Genomic DNA, 17294 nt, shown 5'->3' with positions numbered 1-17294 from the left:
TATCAAAAGTAAAAAAGCAGGAATCATAATTTATAATAATTACGATTTCTGCTTTTTGCTAAAGTTAATGACATTGCGTATTTACAGGGGTTTTTCTTTGCTTAAAATGCGAAAAACTGAAATGGTATACAGCAGAAAGTATATATTTTATGAATACAATTACAAATTATGTCATATTTTGTCGATAAACCATGCTATAATAATGCTATCGAATCTGATGATTTTTCTAAGAGAAATGAGGGAAGAACATGAAGAAAAAATGGACTGCATTATTATTAGCCTGCGCTATGGTTGTTCCTTACGGGGCAATGCCTGTCTATGCGGAAGCTTTGAATGGGGCGGAAGCGGGTGAGACAGAATCTTATGAGTCACAAACCTATGGAATTGAGTCTTATGGGACAGAAAACGATACTGAACAGCCAATCCAGGATGAGTATGGAGGTGATGTCCAGACGGAGCAGGATGCATCGGATGAATATGGTGTTCAGGTAGAGCAGGCGAAGAAAGGTGGCAATATTAACTGGAATTATCCAGATAATGTGATACCAACGGATAAGACAGTTGCTTCCGAGGGCTGTCTCCTTGTAGGTGTTCAGGGGTCTTATCTTGCGGATGCCAAGAATGCGCTTAACCTGATTAATCAATATCGAAAGGAAGCTTGCGATAAAGGTTATCCGGATCCAAGAGACAGCAGCCGCAAATTGACATCATCGGATTATGTGCCAATCAAATGGTCTTCGGATTTGGAATATATTGCAAGAATCCGTGCTGCTGAAGCCTCTATTTTAATTGACCATACAAGGCCAAATGGTGAGATTTGCTTTGATCTGGTTTCGCCAAATGGCATTGACAGTTATGGTGAAGTGTTGGCATGGAATAGTTCGGATTCTATGTTGACGGGTATTGAACAATGGTATGGAGAAAAACAGGATTGGTTAGATCAAAATGACAATACGGTGACAGGTCATTATACCCAGATGATTGATCCGGATCATCTTTATGTCGGCATTGCAACATTTTTGAATGATGATGGCGTTTATCCGAATGCGACTTCCGGTGAATTTGCATACGAGGACGATTTGGATGAAGAGACTGCGCCTGCAATCAAAGACTGTACGCAGATTATAGAAGTTCAGAAAGACGATGTATCTGCATCCATCAGCGGATTAAGCACCAAAGTTAAAGTAGGTTACAAGGGAAAGGCTGTGTTTGGGATATCTGATAATGGCTGTGGCCTGCAGTATCTTTCGGATGTCACAGGCGGCGCTGTAGAATGGTCTTCAAACAATGAAAAAATTTTGAAAGTTGACCACAAGGGAAATGTGACAGCTGTCGGAACCGGCAAGGCATCCATTACAGCCAAAACAGACTGTGGTTTAAAGGCGTCTTATACAGTGACAGTCAGTGAAAATACAACAAAACTCAGTATCAGTGATGTGAGTGTCAAGTGTGCATCAGACGGTCTTAATGTTACCTGGAAATCCTCAGGTAAGCCAGATGGTTTTTATGTTTACCGGAGTATTTATCAGAATGGTAAATGGGAAAGCTGGAAGCGTATCAAGGATGTTACAAATGAAAATACATTAAAGTGGAAAGACAAAAATGTTGACAGCAGTACTTTGTATCGCTATACCGTCAGATCTTATAATACTTCCGGAAAAAGTGATTACACAGACAAAAATGTCGTTCAGGCTTATTTTGTATCAAAACCAACGGTTAAGCTGGCGAATGGTTCAAAAGGTGTGAATGTCAGCTGGTCAAAGTCGAAGAATGCCTCCGGTTATTATATTTACCGTAAGGAGAAGAAATCAGACAGCTGGAAGAAAGTAAAAACTGCTGATCGTAAGACAACAAAGTGGACGGACACAGATTCAAAGGCTGGCAAACAGTATTATTATACAGTTGTTGCCTACCGCAGCAAGTCAAGAAGTGCATTTGAGACGGATAAAGCGCTTTACCGTCTGGCTCAGCCGGACTTCACATTGTCGAACACATCTAAAGGTGTTGCTGTGAAAACGAAAGCGAATAAGAGTATTGATGGATACCGGATTTATAAGAAAGACAGCGATGGCAAGTGGCAGAGAGTGGCCACGGTAAAAGCGAATAAAGCCGTTACCTGGACGGATACCAGCGTGAAGAAGAACAAAAAGTATACATACACGGTGCGTGCCTATAAGAAAAACGATGCAAGTTCTTATCATTCTGGAAAATCTATCACCTATAAAACAAGTAAATAAAATAGCATAAGTTTATGGCGAGGTCCTTTGAAAGTTAATTTCAGAGGGCCTTCTTCTTGTTTTAAATGCGACATAAGAAAAATGATGTTCCTATCATTCAGGAAAATCTGTAACCTATAAAGGCGGAAAATAATCCGGGAAGGTATTGCGGCATCAGAAAATTGCGTTTTATGAAACAATTATGTAATATTTGATACTCAATATTGTAATAATTGACAGGAGGTGGTATAATAAGAAATGTTATACAGCGGATAGATTGTTTTCTGTTGCGAAATGGAGAACCTCTGTTCGAGATTTGAAAGTTAAAAAGGAGGTCTATGTTGATGAAACATAGCAAAAGGTTGATGAAATGTGTGATGGCGGGAGCCTTATGCGTTGCCATGACCATGCCGGTGTTGGCGGATACGAAAGCAGATGTTACGAATCAGATTAATACACTTGAGAGTCAGGCGTCGGATCTTGAATCTGAACTTTCCAGTATGAAAGCCAATAAGACAAGCCTGGAATCTTACATAGCAGAATTGGATACAAAGATTAAATCGACATTGAGTGATCTGAATACAGTTTCTGATGAGATTGAGCAGACGAATGAAGAGATTACCGTTGCCAAGAAGAATCTCAAGAAAGCTGAAGCGGATCAAAAGACACAGTATGATGCGTTGAAAGCACGTATCAAGGCGATTTATGAATCTGATGAGGATGCTTCATTTTTTAGAGTCCTTCTTCAGGATGCAGATCTAAAAAGTGTACTGAATTCGCAGGAGTATAAGTCTCGTATCAACATGTATGATTATGATTTGTATACAAATCTTGAGGAGACAACACAGAAAATTCTTGATTACGAACAGGAATTGGGAGAGAAACAGGCCAATCTGGAAAAGAACAAGGATACTTATCAGCAGCAGATGGACGAGCTGAATGTGATTCTTGATGAGAGACAGAGTGAACTGAGTTCTCTGGATGAAAGTATGCAGGCTGCTTATTCTGATATTTCAGATATCCAGTCACAGATTGATGCTCAGAATAACAAAATGTCTGCTATTTTAGCGGATGAGAAGAAGACTGCGGAAGAAAGAGCAGCAAAAGAAGCTGCAGTGAAGAAGGCTAGCCAGAGCACAACGACAAAGAAGGAGTCTTCCGGCAGCAGTTCAGCGAAGAAAGAGACAGAAGCAGAGACAGAGACAAAAGCGCCTGAGACAGAAGCACCTGAAACGGAAGCACCTGAGACGGAAGCACCTAAAGATAATTCGTCAAATTCATCATCATCGTGGGATGGAACAGTTCTTTCACCAAGTCATGGTGTCGTGTATGGACCGACAGGTAAAGAAACTTACTATAATCTTGACATGAGCGGTGTTGTCAGCATTATGCGCAATATGGGATTTTCATCTGAAGATTATCCTTATTGGGTGAGGGAAGATGGATGTAAGATGCTTGGGCCATATATTATGTGTGCAGCTAATCTGGATCGATTCCCTAGAGGAACCACAGTGGAGAGCTCTCTAGGAACTTGTCTGGTATGTGATACCGGTGGTTTTGCAGCATCCAATCCAACACAGCTTGACATTGCTACTAACTGGTAGTTAATATATATAACAGATGGAAGATTATCCATCTGTTATATGTTTTTTGGGGTATAGACTGTATTGGTTATTGAAAGAGGGGTGTTTTATGAATATCTGTGAATTTGGAGACAGCAGGCATCCTCATATCCTGTACATTCCAGGATTATTTATGTCCGGTGCCTGTCTGCAGAGTATTGCATCTAGGATGCAGCAGTATCATTTTGTCTGCGTGACATTGGATGGATATGATAGCTCCGGGGCAGAATTTCCGGGATTGGAACAGGAATGTACAAGGATTGCAAGATGGCTGAGGGAGAAGAATTTTATTTCATTCGAGCTGGTAATGGGAATGTCGCTGGGGACGATTTTTGCCATGGAGCTTGCAAAGTGTGAAGAACTGACGATCCGAAAGATATTTCTTGATGGTGCAGTGAATTTCTATACATCAGGTGCTGCTTTTTTTGAAAGAATGGCCATGCGTCATATTTTCAGCGGCTATATCAGAAAAGCTTCTGACAGGGAGAAGATGATCGCCAATCTTGAGAAGAATTTTATTGGAAATTGGCCGGAAGAAATGCAGCGATGCATGTCCGGACTTTCAGAGAATTCTATGAAGGCAATGATAGAGGTATTGGTAAATTATAGGATCGGTCCGGGAGTTGAACAGCCGCTATACTGTCTGTATGGCAGCCGGGAGACAAATAGGCAGGTGAATGCACATCTGATCAGGAGATACTACCCGAATGCAGAGGTCCATATCGTCAAAGGCTATAATCATCTTGTTTATGCCAATCAGCAGCCGGATGCATATGCCGGCCTGATCCAGGCGTTTTTGACCGCATAAAAATGTATACAGTGGAGAATATAATGAATAAAAAAGATTTAAATCAAATGGAAAATACGACATCCGCACAAGTATATTATCAATGGCTTGAAAAGAGTATTTCAGCTAGTAAAGGCTGCTATGAAATGACGGTCATTGAAGGCGAATTAAGCGGTATGAAGATTTTGTGGGAAGGTGAGATGCCTGTCTGCGTATATATGACAGATGAAAAGACAGAGACAAAGAAAAAAGCAGCTGCAATCATAACATCTGTGATGGAACAGAGCGAATGGACAGACAGGCGGCTGCCGTCAGTGCTTGAGTTTGATTTTGGTAAAGTATTTGCAGAAAAAGTCGGCGGCGGACAACAGGTGATTATCTGCGGTGCAGGACATGTTTCGATTGCTCTGCTGCGTATGGCGAGAATGGTGGGCTTTCATGTGACAGTTATTGATGATCGCCCGGCTTTCTGCAACAAGGCCAGAGAGGCAGGGGCAGATGAAGTTATCTGTGAACCTTTTTCTCAGGCACTGGAAGCCATTGATGACAGAAATGAGCCGTATTTTGTGATCGTGACAAGGGGACATCAGTATGATGTGGATTGCATGCATGCCATCCTTGGAAAACGTCACAGCTATATCGGCATGATGGGCAGCAGAGTCAGAGTGAAAAATCTGAAAGTAGGTCTTCTGGAAGAAGGGTACGATCAGATGCTGCTTGATAGTGTTCATATGCCCATAGGTCTGAAGATCGGAGCCGCTACTCCGGAGGAGATTGCGGTGTCTATTATCGCAGAGATGATCCAGTGCAGAAGAAGCTGTACAGAGGATTATTGTTATTCTTCAGATATGCAGAAGATGCTGGCGCATCCTGCAGAAGATATCAAAAGGGCATTGGCAACCATTATCGTCAAGAAAGGTTGCGGACCGAGGGAGGCAGGTACGAAAATGGTTGTGCTGGAAGACGGACGAATCATCGGCACCATCGGCGGCGGCTGCGCAGAGGCGGAAGCAATTACGAAAGCGCGTTATTGTATGCGGGAAGGAGTAAGTGCCCTTGAACATGTGGATATGACAGGAAGAGAAGCGGCAGAAAACGGACTGGTCTGCGGCGGTATCATGGATATATGGATCCAGCCACTGAACTGATTTTTCTAATAGATGGGAGAAAACTTTTAACGACAGGTTAATTTCTTTCATCTTTTGTAGATTACGATTGATTGAAGGAGTAACAGTCGTATTTACAGGCTGCAAAAAGTGTTGAAAGTTAGAAAAATATATTTTTTCAAAAAAATTTAAAAAAAGGCTTGCATTTTCCTGAAAAGTAGTGTATGATAGCAGAGTAGCAAATGGCTCGTTGGTCAAGCGGTTAAGACGCCGCCCTCTCACGGCGGAAACAGGGGTTCGATTCCCCTACGGGCTATTTTTTTAATGCCAAAATCCAAATGGATGAAAGCAAGTCTGCTTAGGCATCATATATGCCGGTGTGGCGGAATTGGCAGACGCACATGACTCAAAATCATGCGGAGCAATCCATGTCGGTTCGAGTCCGACCACCGGTACTAGAATTTATAGAAACGCTGTTTTACAGCGTTTTTTTCGTTATATGGATTTATTGAATATTGATATAAGGTAATGTAATACGCATGATTCTTGCCATCAAAAGGAGGTAATCATGTGAACAAGATTACAATGAAATTCCAGACAAATTTTGAATTTGATAAAATATATGAGGGGTTCATGCAAAAATGAATATTATTTTGATATTAACTTGTTTTGCTACATTTTATAACATAAAAATTACATCCTATAATAAAGATTATCTTTCGGTGCAGCAGACAGAGAATTTAAAAGGGATATTTATTTTATTGGTGCTGTTCCATCATTTGAATATTTTTGCCGGTGTCGGAGATATATATAACTTTTTTTCAAATGCCGGGTTTATAGCGGTTGGCGGATTTTTATTTATTTCAGGATACGGTCTTATGTACCAATTTGAACATAAAGGCAGAGCGTATGTTAAGTCTTTTCCAAAAAGAAGACTTTTTGTTGTGCTTATGCCGGCAGTAGTGATGAGCGTCATCTATTTTTTGATAAAATGGAAAATGTACGGCTATTCTTTAAGTGCGATGAAAGATGATTTTTTTAGAGGATCATCTGTTATCTCAAATGGCTGGTATGTAACTGCAATTATATATTTTTATATGATGTTTTATATATCGTCGATGATTGCATTGATTCTTAAGAAGTCAGAAGCTGTAATAATATTGAATGCTGCAGTAGCGATCTTTTATATCGTTGTATGTCTGAAGCTGAACTATGAAGGACATTGGTTTCCTGCGGCTTTTGCTTTTTGTTATGGGATATTGTGGGCCTTTTTCAAAAACAAAATTGATAATAATTTAGAAAAAGGAATATTTGCAGTGCTCGCAGGACTTATTATTTTCTATTATATTTTGACGATGGGATTGCAGTTTGGATATGGATGGGATGAGTTCAAATGTCTGATGTATTTAACAATGATTGTTTTGGTTGGAATGAAGGTTAAATTGCAAAGTAAAATAATGGAATGGTTAGGCTCAATTTCGTATGAAGTATATCTTGTTCATGGATTGTTTTTTATTTTGCTCCGTAATAATTACATCTATATTGCTGATGAATTTGCTTTTATGCTGACTCTATTTATATTATCTTTTATTTCAGCCGTTATTCTGCATAAAATATTTGTCTGTATAGAAAAAACTGTTTTTAAGGGAAATTAGGCGTTTGGTTTGTATAAATTAAATATTTTTTTGTAACTGTTCAGAGCCAAGCAAAATTTCAAAAAACAGGTATAAAATGCTTGCATTTTTAAGACTGTTTTTAAAATTTTGCTTGGCTCTGAACAGTTGCATTTTTTTATTTATCTGCAGAGGATTGCTTTGCAGATATGACAGCAAATTTAATTTATTTTCTGGCACATTCTGCGTCATCACCTTTTAATATTTTGACACCATGGATAATGGCATCTATGGCATATTCCAGGTTTTCCCGTACGGCTTTCGGGCTTCCGGGCAAATTGACGATCAGCGTATTTTCGCGGATGCCGGCGATACCCCGGGAGAGCATGGCCTTAGGTGTGTACTGCAGGCTGTTGGCGATCATGGCAAATGTCAGATTATCAGCTCTGCGTTCGACGATATCTGCGGTGGCTTCCGGGGTGACATCTCTTTTGGAAAATCCGGTACCGCCTGTGGTGAGAATAAGATCGATCCCCTGGTGACAATAATTTAACATCTGATCGGACAGCATCTGGCGGTCATCAGGGAGAATGACTTTGCCTGTCACTTCCAGTTCGTGGGCGGTTACGATTTCTTCAATAACTGAACCACTTTTATCTTCGCGTTCGCCGGCATATCCTTTGTCGCTGGCGGTAATAATAGCAACTTTGTACATAATTTATCCTCCTATCTGTGACATTCCGCGATGTTCCGGCGACAAGCTGTCAAGGTCATGGTGCTTTGGCTTATCGTGGAGTGCCAGAGAAATCTGATGCATGATTTCTTCATCGGAATGATGGCTTCTGAGTAATGGCTTCAGATTAACACCTTTTTCGTAAAAAAGGCAGGTCTTTAACTGGCCATCAGCCGTCAGCCGGATTCGGTTGCATTGCTCACAGAACATGTGGCTCATGGCACTGATGAAACCGATATGTCCCCTGAAACCGTCAATATGGCTGTAATGGGCCGGGCCATTGCCGAAAGTGCCTTCTGCAGGCAGTAAAGATCCGTAAGCAGTTTCAAGGATCCGGCGGATATCGGATTCGGGAACCGACTGATAATCCTTTCCGAGACCGATGGGCATCAATTCGATAAACCGGACATGGAAGGGATAATTTTTGGCAAAAGCGGCAATCCCAGGAATGTCTTCGGTGTTTGATCCCTGCACGGGAACACAGTTGATTTTGATGTTGGGAATGCCTATGGCAGCGGCTGCATCAATGGCTTTCAGAACATCTGACAAGGCATCGGTGCCGGTGATCTGTCGGAAAATCTCGGGATCCAGAGTGTCCAGACTGAAATTGATACCGTCAATACCGATGGCTTTCAATTCTTTCAGATGCTGCAGTGCCAGAATACCATTGGTGGTAATTGTTACACTGTCAACCCCCGGGATATCTTTGATAGCCCGGATCAGATGACAGACATTTCTGCGGACGAAAGGTTCTCCACCGGTAATTTTTACCTTGCGGACGCCGAGCTCTGCAAAAATCCGACAGAGATGAATGGTTTCTTCGTATGAAAGAATTTCATGCATCGGAAGACAGGTAATACCCTCGGGAGGCATACAATAACGGCATCGGAGATTACATCTGTCTGTCACCGAGATCCGGATATAATCAATTGTTCTGCAAAATCCATCTAACATAAAATCCTCCCAAAAATCCACAGCAGACGGTTGTCTGCCGGGAATTTCTGCGCAAAATAGCGCAATACTTATCGATGTCGGTATTTCCCGACTGCGTAATATAACTATATATCGAAACCGGAGAAACGTCAAGAAAATCACAGGTGACAAACAGTGAAAAATGATTTATAATAAATGCAAGTGAGAGATGAGAGAAGCACTTCTTTTGAAGAATACGTGAGAATGCATGTATCAAAAGAAGTGCTTTTTAAAAGGAGGATGCAAAGTGAAATGTCATGACGTACAGCGAATGATTCAGGGCTTTATAGAGAAGAGATTGACAGATGAACAGCTAGAGGCTTTTTTGGAGCATATTGCATCCTGTCGTGACTGTTATGATGAGCTGGAAGTCTATTATATGATTACAACCGGTCTGCTGCAGCTGGATGAAGAACATTCCGAGACATTGGATTTTAAAAAGAATCTGAGCGATTTTATTGAATCCGAGCAGCATGGTTTATATATGCGCAGACGTGCAGAACATAATCGTAGGGTTTTGCGTCGTGCAGTGGCAGCTACCCTGATCATTATAATCGTTTTTTCGGTACATGTGTTTATTTCCAGTGAGAACAAAATTCAGTCTATTGATGATTTTCGGAATGAGGCGGCACTGTCATTGTATACGTTCTGGTTCGGTAAAGATGAAGCCACCGGGAAGATTCGTGATGAAGATGTATTGCCGTCACCATATCAATGCAGACTGAATTTTGAATGGCAGCATCCGGTAATCCTGCCGGCAGGATTAGAAGTTGATCAACGGGCTTTGCCGGAGGAAAACAAGATAGAAAAGGATTGGTTTTTAAATGAGTAAAGTAATATTGATAGACGGCCACAGCATTTTGAACAGAGCTTATTACGGAATTCCACTTTTATCCAATGCGGAGGGATTGCATACCAATGCGGTATATGGTTTCCTAAATATTATGTTTAAGATTCTTGATGAAGAGAAAGCGGAGTATCTTGCAGTGGCATTTGATGTCCATGCACCGACTTTTCGGCATGAGATGTTTGAGGCATATAAAGGTACGCGTAAACCGATGCCGGAAGAGCTGCGCGAACAGGTGCCCCTGATCAAGGAGGTACTCCATGCTATGCAGATTCCGACGCTGGAACATGCAGGATACGAGGCGGATGATATTCTTGGCACGCTTGGTAAGCGATATGAAGCGGCAGGCTATGATGTTTCGATCATTTCCGGTGACAGGGATCTTCTGCAGCTGGCTACAGATAAGGTCAAGATCCGTATTCCGAAGACAAAGATGGCAGGAACAGAGATTGAAGATTATTATGCGGCGGATGTTTTTGAAAAGTATCAGGTGACACCGACGGAATTTATTGATATGAAGGCATTGATGGGCGATACATCTGACAATATTCCGGGGGTTCCGGGTATTGGAGAGAAGACAGCTTCCAAGATCATCAGTACATGGCACAGCATTGAGACGGCCCATGAGCATGTGTCTGAGCTGAAGCCGAAGAAAGCCTCAGAGAACCTGGCAGCATATTATGAACAGGCACAGTTCAGCAAAGTACTGGCAACAATTAAGACGGATTGTGTGCTTGATTTTAAATTGGAAGATGCGGCAATCGGCCAGATGATGAATGAAGATTCTTACAGTATTATGAAACGTCTGGAATTGAAGAATATCCTCAAGCGTTTTGACGGTGTGGCAGAGGCGGCGGCTGTTTCCTATCAGACAGCAGAAGTCCTTTCGGATTTTGCTGAGGCCGTACAATGGCTGGAAGGAATCAGTGAGACAACGAAACTGGGTGTTTGTTATATTTCAGAGGGTGAACTGGAGGGCCTGGCTGCCTGCAAAGAAGACAGGAAACCGGTATTTATTCCTGCTTCAGGGGTGATGACCAGGGAAGTGCTTAGGGATATGACAGTATCGGCTGTCCGCAGGTCAGAAAGCTGTTGCATGATCGATGTAAAACCTCAGCTTTACAGTCTGGATCTGATGGAAGAAGATCCGGTTTTTGACGCGGCGATCGCAGCGTATCTGTTGAATCCGTTGAAGGACAGTTATACGTATGACGGCATTGCGCAGGATTTTCTTGGAATGACAGTGCCATCCAGAGCAGATTGGCTGAAGAAGCAGTCTCTGGCGGAAGCGTATGAGAAGGATGCTGAGAATTTCGGCCATTATGCGGCATATGCGTCAATGATCCCGGTGATGGCTTATGAGACATTGTCACAGCGTCTGAAAGAAACAGAGATGACAAAACTTTTCGAGACAATTGAGATGCCCCTGGTTTTTGCTCTGTATGATATGGAGAAAGCCGGTATCTGTGTGGAGAAAGATGCCCTGGAAGAATACGGCAGCCAGCTGACAGAAAGAATTGCAGAGCTTGAGAAGAATATTTATGAGCTGGCAGGAGAAAACTTTAATATTAACTCGCCGAAACAGCTGGGTGTGATCCTTTTTGAAAAATTGGGATTGCCTTTTGCCAAGAAGACAAAGACCGGCTACTCTACATCCGCAGATATCCTTGAAAAACTGCGTTCGTATGATCCGATCATTGGTCAGATTCTGGAGTATCGTCAGCTGACAAAGCTGAAATCCACCTATGCGGACGGATTGGCGGGGTATATCAGACCGGATGATCACCGGATACACGGCAAGTTTAATCAGACCATTACGGCAACCGGACGTATCAGCAGCACCGAACCGAACCTGCAGAATATTCCTGTGAGAATGGAACTTGGGCGTCTGATCCGAAAAGTCTTTGTGCCGAAGGAAGGCTGTATTTTTGTGAATGCCGATTATTCCCAGATTGAATTGCGTGTTCTGGCACATATGGCAGGGGATGAACACCTGATACAGGCATACAAAGAAGCGCAGGATATCCATCGGATGACGGCTTCTCAGGTATTCCACACACCCTTTGATGAAGTTACGCCGGCTCAGAGAAGCAACGCCAAGGCGGTTAATTTCGGCATTGTCTACGGCATCAGCTCTTTTGGACTGAGCCAGGATTTGAGTATAACCAGGAAAGAAGCTGAAAATTATATCCAGCAGTATTTTGAGACTTATCCGGGAATTAAGGCTTTTCTTGAACGTTCGGTGGCGGATGCCAGGGAGAAAGGCTATGCAGTGACAATGTTTGGCAGACGCCGTCCGGTTCCGGAACTTCTTTCCAGCAATTTTATGCAGCGCTCATTTGGTGAGCGTATCGCCATGAATTCTCCGATCCAGGGAACTGCTGCGGATATTATCAAAATTGCTATGGTCAGAGTGGACAGGCGGCTGAAGAGACAGCAGATGAAATCACAGTTGATCCTTCAGATCCACGATGAGCTGCTCATTGAAGCCACACTGGATGAGGTGGATGAAGTGAAGCATATCCTGAAAGAGGAAATGGAACATGCAGCCCGGCTTGCAGTTCCACTTGAAGTGGATATGCATACGGGTCATAACTGGTATGAATTAAAATAAAGGGGAAGAGACAGATGAAGGTATATGGTATTACCGGCGGTGCCGGAACAGGCAAATCCGAAGTGATCCGGATGCTGCAGGATGATTTCCGGGGCTATGTGATCATGGCAGATGAGGTTGCCAGAGAATTGACGCAGAAAGGGCATGTCAGCTATCGTCTGATCGTTGATTATTTCGGCAGGGATATTCTGATGGAAGACGGAGAGATTGACAGAAGGAAATTGGCGGATCATGTCTTTAACAATGAGGAAGCCCTGGAGAAATTAAACAGCATGACCCATCCTTATGTCAAAGAAGAGATTAAAAGGCAGATCGCTGAAGCAGAAGCCTCCGGCAATTACCGTTTTGCGGCGGTGGAGGCAGCACTTCTTCTTGAATGCGGCTATGAGAATATCTGCGATGAATTTTGGTATGTTTATACAAAACCGGAGATCCGAAGACAGCGTATGAAAGAAAACCGCAATTACTCCGATGAAAAAGTGGATGCAGTGATGCGAAATCAGCAGCCGGATGAAGTCTTTTTCGATAAATGCGCATTTGTGATCGAGAATAATACAACGCTGGATGCGGTTCGTGAACAGTTAAAGAAGAAATTGGTTTAGATATCTGAAATTTGTTGTATACAAAAGTTGCCTGAAGGCAGCCTTTTGTATACTTTGATGAATTAGTGTGCTAATACAAAATAAATGTTGCGTTTAAAATGTCGATGGATTATAATCTAATGTAAAAGTCCCGGACGCTGGACATCCGGGCACGGAATTCGGCTCTGTTTTCAGAGATTTTTATCCGAAGTTCTGTTTTATTATACGATGAGAGGATGAGATGCATGCAATTTTCAACAATTGCCAGCGGCAGCAGCGGCAACTGTCTGTATGCAGCAAATGATGATACACATATTTTGATCGATGCGGGTATCAGTAAGAAACGAATTGAGCTGGGACTGAAGAGTTTCGGCACAGAGGGTTCGGATATTGATGCACTTCTTGTGACCCATGAGCATCTGGATCATATTCAGGGAATTGGTGTCTGGTCAAGAAAATACCATGTGCCGATTTACGGAACAAGAGGAACGCTGGAAGAAATATGGAGAACAAAGTCTCTTGGTAAATTAGACGAGTCACTTTTTCATGTGATTCGTCCTGGAGAGAGTTTTAAGATTAACAATCTAGACATCCATCCTTTTTCTATTCCCCATGATGCAAGGGATCCTGTCAGCTATCAGATTGAATCGGCAGACTCAAGAATCGGGACAGTGACAGATCTTGGGTACTTTGATGATTCCATTGTCAATGAACTTCAGGACTGCGATCTGCTCTATGTGGAAGCCAACTATGATCTGCATATGCTCCAGGCAGGGCCGTATCCCTATCAGTTAAAGCGCAGAATTGCAGGCAATTATGGTCATCTTTGCAATGAGATGTCCGGTCAGCTGATCGGCAGACTTTTGAATGAGAGATTGCAGAAAGTGATCCTGGGCCATTTGAGCAAAGAGAATAATTTCCCTGAGCTTGCGCTTAAAGCCGTTCAGAATGAGCTGGAAAGAGATTTTTCAGTAACAAAAGAAACGCTGCCGGTCAGCGTTGCCCCAAGAGATGAGGCAATGGCCATTATCACATTATAAAACGGAGGTATTGAATCATGAACAGGACAATCATTACAGTTATTGGTAAGGACAGAGTAGGTATTATTGCAGCCGTATGTACATATCTTGCAGAACACAAAATCAATATTCTTGATATTGATCAGTCTATTATCCAGGGTTATTTCCATATGATGATGATCGTAGATGTCAATGGTGCGGATAAAGAATTTGCTTCCCTTGTCAAAGATCTGGAGAAAATCGGGGAAGACCTCGGTGTACAAATCAAGATGCAGCACGAAGAGATTTTTGATATCATGCATAGAATTTAATAAAGGCGGGTAAGATAAATGATCAATGTATTTGAAGTTCAGGAAACGAACAAGATGATTGAGGAATCCAATCTGGATGTCCGTACGATTACAATGGGTATCAGTCTCCTTGACTGCTGTGATAATGATGTGGATGTTGTTTGTGACAAAATATATCGCAAGATTACTGAGAAGGCAGAAAATCTTGTAAAGGTCGGAGAACAAATCGAATTGGATTACGGCATTCCGATTGTCAATAAGCGAATTTCTGTTACACCTATTGCGTTGGTAGGCGGCAGCTGCTGCAAAACACCGGAAGATTATGTGAAGATCGCGAAGTCACTGGACAAGGCTGCCCATACGGTGGGCATCAATTTCCTCGGCGGTTATTCAGCACTTGTATCCAAAGGCATGACGCCGGCAGACAAACTGCTGATCGAATCCATTCCTCAGGCTCTGGCTGAGACAGAGCTTGTCTGCAGTTCTGTGAATGTGGGATCAACAAAGACAGGCATTGATATGGATGCGGTGAAGATGCTTGGTGAGACTGTCAAGAAAACAGCAGAGCTGACAAAGGACGATGATTCCCTTGGATGTGCGAAGCTTGTTATTTTCTGCAATGCCCCGGATGATAATCCATTTATGGCAGGTGCTTTTCATGGCGTTACAGAAGGGGATGTTGTCATCAATGTAGGTGTCAGCGGACCCGGGGTTGTTAAACGTGCCATTGAAGAAGTGAGAGGGCAGGACTTCGGCGTTCTTTGTGAGACCATCAAGAAGACAGCTTTCAAGGTAACACGTGTCGGTCAGCTGGTTGCTCAGGAAGCATCCAGACGCCTGAATGTACCATTCGGTATTATTGACCTTTCTCTTGCTCCGACACCGGCCGTGGGCGACAGTGTTGCTGAGATCCTTCAGGAAATGGGGCTTGAACGTGTAGGTGCACCGGGAACAACAGCAGCACTGGCTCTGTTAAACGATCAGGTAAAGAAGGGTGGTATCATGGCTTCTTCTTATGTGGGCGGTCTTTCAGGTGCATTTATTCCTGTATCAGAAGATCAGGGAATGATCGATTCTGTACTGGAAGGTGCATTGACAATGGAGAAACTGGAAGCCATGACATGTGTATGTTCTGTTGGCCTGGATATGATTGCTATTCCGGGTGATACAAAGGCGACGACCATTTCCGGTATGATCGCCGACGAGATGGCCATCGGTATGATCAATCAGAAGACAACAGCTGTCCGTCTCATTCCTGTACATGGCATGAAAGTCGGCGATACAGCTGAGTTTGGCGGATTACTTGGTTATGCGCCGATCATGAAAGTCAATGAATTTGATTGTTCGGATTTCATCAATCGAGGCGGCAGAATACCTGCGCCAATTCACAGTTTTAAAAATTAATTTTATTTTGGGAGATAGAAATGGGAGTTTTAGAAGGTTTAAAACCTGAACGTGTTTTTTATTATTTTGAGGAGATCTGCAAGATTCCACATGGCTCTTACAATGTGAAAGCTATCAGTGATTACTGTGTTTCTGTGGCACAGTCTTTGAATCTTGAGGTCCGTCAGGATGAGGAATACAATGTGGTTATCAGAAAACCTGCTTCTGAAGGTTATGGTGAGGCGCCGGTTCTGATGATCCAGGGACATCTGGATATGGTTTGCGTCAAAGATGCAGGTGTGGATTTTGATTTTGAAAAGGACGGCCTGAATCTGGTTGTTGAAGACGGATATGTTCATGCAGAGGGAACAACCCTTGGCGGTGATGACGGCATTGCGGTTGCCATGGGACTGGCTATTCTTGAGGACAATGCAATTGCACATCCGGAACTGGAAGTTGTGTTTACAACAGAAGAGGAAGTTGGAATGGAAGGTGCCATTGCACTGGATACAACGGATCTGAAGGCAAAGTATCTTCTGAATCTTGATTCGGAGGACGAAGGCCATTTTCTGGCTGGCTGTGCAGGCGGCGTGAAAGCCACAGCTGTTTTGCCGATGAGCTGTGCGTCTGCTGAGGGAACGGCAATGACACTGCGTGTACACGGTCTTGTGGGCGGCCATTCAGGTTCAGAGATTGACAAGGGGCGTGCCAATGCCAATATTTTACTTGGCAGACTGTTGTTTGAACTGCATGAAGCACTGCCGTTTTGTATTATTTCCGTGGATGGCGGAGACAAGGACAATGCGATTCCTGTAGATAGTAAGGCTGAGATTGTGGTATCCGATGAAGACATCGATGAGATCCAGTCTCTGGCAGCTGCTTTTCAGGAGAAAGTACGCAGTGAGTTCCATGTGTGTGATCCGGTGATCGCCATCGATGCGGATGTACGTGCGGAAGGAGGCTATGAAGTCTTCTCTATGGCATTGACTGAGAAGGTAATTTTCATGCTGATGCAGGTGCCAAACGGCATCCAGACCATGAGTGCGGATCTTCCGGGACTTGTTGAAAGTTCATTGAATCTTGGTATTTTGAAGACAACAGAGGAAGGCATTGTCATGACATGGGCCATCAGGAGTTCAGTAAAATCCCTGAAAACATTGATGATGGATAAACTCAGATATATGACAGAATTTTTGGGTGGGGAGATGACTTTCCGGGGGGATTATCCGGAATGGCCATTTAATCCGAATTCAAAAATCTGTGCGCTGTGCAAGAAGATTTATGAGGAACAGACAGGCAATGAAGCATCTATCGAGATGATCCATGCCGGACTGGAATGCGGTCTGCTCTCTGAGAAGATGCCGTGGCTTGATATGGTCAGCATGGGACCTGAGATGTATGATATCCATACATCAAGAGAACGCCTTGGAATTGCTTCCGTTGAAAGAACCTATGAGCTTGTTCTTACGGTTCTTAAAGAATTTAAAAATTACTGTAATTAGAGGTATGGA

At 43.0% G+C, this 17294-nt stretch carries 14 protein-coding genes and 2 tRNA genes; 14 read left to right on the top strand and 2 right to left on the bottom strand.

Annotated elements, in window-relative coordinates:
• The first annotated feature begins 248 nt into the window (after positions 1–248).
• From HED67_RS09720 to HED67_RS09690, 7 genes are all read left to right on the top strand, one after another.
• Complete coding sequence (locus HED67_RS09720; RefSeq protein WP_221718176.1) at positions 249–2237, top strand: CAP domain-containing protein; 1989 nt, start codon at positions 249–251, stop codon at positions 2235–2237.
• 323 nt (positions 2238–2560) lie between these two features.
• Positions 2561–3820 carry a coiled-coil domain-containing protein gene (locus tag HED67_RS09715; RefSeq protein ID WP_221718175.1) on the top strand — a complete coding sequence of 420 codons (1260 nt, stop codon included), beginning with the start codon at positions 2561–2563 and terminating at the stop codon, positions 3818–3820.
• 88 nt (positions 3821–3908) lie between these two features.
• Entirely contained in the window at positions 3909–4646 is a 738-nt protein-coding gene (locus HED67_RS09710) for an alpha/beta fold hydrolase (RefSeq protein ID WP_221718174.1), read from the top strand.
• A gap of 23 nt (positions 4647–4669) precedes the next feature.
• Positions 4670–5773: an XdhC family protein gene (locus tag HED67_RS09705; protein ID WP_221718173.1), complete on the top strand. Its 1104-nt coding sequence runs from the start codon at positions 4670–4672 to the stop codon at positions 5771–5773.
• A gap of 202 nt (positions 5774–5975) precedes the next feature.
• Positions 5976–6047 (top strand) — tRNA-Glu (locus tag HED67_RS09700).
• 57 nt (positions 6048–6104) lie between these two features.
• A tRNA-Leu gene (locus tag HED67_RS09695) sits at positions 6105–6186 on the top strand.
• 186 nt (positions 6187–6372) lie between these two features.
• Entirely contained in the window at positions 6373–7386 is a 1014-nt protein-coding gene (locus tag HED67_RS09690) for an acyltransferase family protein (RefSeq protein WP_221718172.1), read from the top strand.
• Between the two features lie 184 nt (positions 7387–7570).
• On the opposite strand, the gene HED67_RS09685 is transcribed toward HED67_RS09690, so the two are convergent.
• Positions 7571–8059: a MogA/MoaB family molybdenum cofactor biosynthesis protein gene (locus HED67_RS09685; RefSeq protein WP_221718171.1), complete on the bottom strand. Its 489-nt coding sequence runs from the start codon at positions 8057–8059 to the stop codon at positions 7571–7573.
• Between the two features lie 3 nt (positions 8060–8062).
• A complete protein-coding gene (gene moaA, locus HED67_RS09680) occupies positions 8063–9031 on the bottom strand; it encodes a GTP 3',8-cyclase MoaA (RefSeq protein WP_221718170.1) in 969 nt (322 codons plus the stop codon).
• Positions 9032–9296: 265 nt separating this feature from the next.
• Between moaA and HED67_RS09675 the strand changes: the two genes are divergently transcribed.
• The 7 genes from HED67_RS09675 to HED67_RS09645 all read left to right on the top strand — a co-directional run bounded on the left by HED67_RS09675 (position 9297) and on the right by HED67_RS09645 (position 17285).
• Complete coding sequence (locus tag HED67_RS09675) at positions 9297–9881, top strand: anti-sigma factor family protein (RefSeq protein ID WP_221718169.1); 585 nt, start codon at positions 9297–9299, stop codon at positions 9879–9881.
• Entirely contained in the window at positions 9874–12510 is a 2637-nt protein-coding gene (gene polA / locus HED67_RS09670) for a DNA polymerase I (protein WP_221718168.1), read from the top strand. Before HED67_RS09675 ends, polA begins: the two co-directional genes overlap by 8 nt.
• Before the next feature lie 14 nt (positions 12511–12524).
• Positions 12525–13112, top strand: coding sequence for a dephospho-CoA kinase (gene coaE / locus HED67_RS09665; RefSeq protein WP_221718167.1), 588 nt, complete (start codon positions 12525–12527; stop codon positions 13110–13112).
• Between the two features lie 224 nt (positions 13113–13336).
• On the top strand, positions 13337–14131 hold the full coding sequence (locus tag HED67_RS09660) for an MBL fold metallo-hydrolase (RefSeq protein WP_221718166.1): 795 nt from the start codon (positions 13337–13339) through the stop codon (positions 14129–14131).
• 17 nt (positions 14132–14148) lie between these two features.
• Positions 14149–14421, top strand: coding sequence for an ACT domain-containing protein (locus HED67_RS09655; protein WP_221718165.1), 273 nt, complete (start codon positions 14149–14151; stop codon positions 14419–14421).
• A gap of 18 nt (positions 14422–14439) precedes the next feature.
• Positions 14440–15804 (top strand): PFL family protein, encoded by a 1365-nt coding sequence (locus HED67_RS09650; protein WP_178441832.1) that lies wholly within the window; start codon positions 14440–14442, stop codon positions 15802–15804.
• A gap of 20 nt (positions 15805–15824) precedes the next feature.
• Positions 15825–17285, top strand: coding sequence for an aminoacyl-histidine dipeptidase (locus HED67_RS09645; RefSeq protein WP_221718164.1), 1461 nt, complete (start codon positions 15825–15827; stop codon positions 17283–17285).
• Positions 17286–17294 lie beyond the last annotated feature (9 nt).

Source organism: Pseudocoprococcus catus (genome assembly GCF_019734885.1).
Classification (GTDB): domain Bacteria; phylum Bacillota; class Clostridia; order Lachnospirales; family Lachnospiraceae; genus Coprococcus_A; species Coprococcus_A catus.
This window is presented reverse-complemented; position numbering and strand designations above follow the sequence as displayed.

Coding starts and splice junctions, on each gene's coding strand:
- HED67_RS09720 (WP_221718176.1), top strand. CDS start 249: ATGAAGAAAAAATGGACTGCATTATTATTAGCCTGCGCTATGGTTGTT.
- HED67_RS09715 (WP_221718175.1), top strand. CDS start 2,561: ATGAAACATAGCAAAAGGTTGATGAAATGTGTGATGGCGGGAGCCTTA.
- HED67_RS09710 (WP_221718174.1), top strand. CDS start 3,909: ATGAATATCTGTGAATTTGGAGACAGCAGGCATCCTCATATCCTGTAC.
- HED67_RS09705 (WP_221718173.1), top strand. CDS start 4,670: ATGAATAAAAAAGATTTAAATCAAATGGAAAATACGACATCCGCACAA.
- HED67_RS09690 (WP_221718172.1), top strand. CDS start 6,373: ATGAATATTATTTTGATATTAACTTGTTTTGCTACATTTTATAACATA.
- HED67_RS09685 (WP_221718171.1), bottom strand. CDS start 8,059: ATGTACAAAGTTGCTATTATTACCGCCAGCGACAAAGGATATGCCGGC.
- moaA (WP_221718170.1), bottom strand. CDS start 9,031: ATGTTAGATGGATTTTGCAGAACAATTGATTATATCCGGATCTCGGTG.
- polA (WP_221718168.1), top strand. CDS start 9,874: ATGAGTAAAGTAATATTGATAGACGGCCACAGCATTTTGAACAGAGCT.
- coaE (WP_221718167.1), top strand. CDS start 12,525: ATGAAGGTATATGGTATTACCGGCGGTGCCGGAACAGGCAAATCCGAA.
- HED67_RS09660 (WP_221718166.1), top strand. CDS start 13,337: ATGCAATTTTCAACAATTGCCAGCGGCAGCAGCGGCAACTGTCTGTAT.
- HED67_RS09655 (WP_221718165.1), top strand. CDS start 14,149: ATGAACAGGACAATCATTACAGTTATTGGTAAGGACAGAGTAGGTATT.
- HED67_RS09650 (WP_178441832.1), top strand. CDS start 14,440: ATGATCAATGTATTTGAAGTTCAGGAAACGAACAAGATGATTGAGGAA.
- HED67_RS09645 (WP_221718164.1), top strand. CDS start 15,825: ATGGGAGTTTTAGAAGGTTTAAAACCTGAACGTGTTTTTTATTATTTT.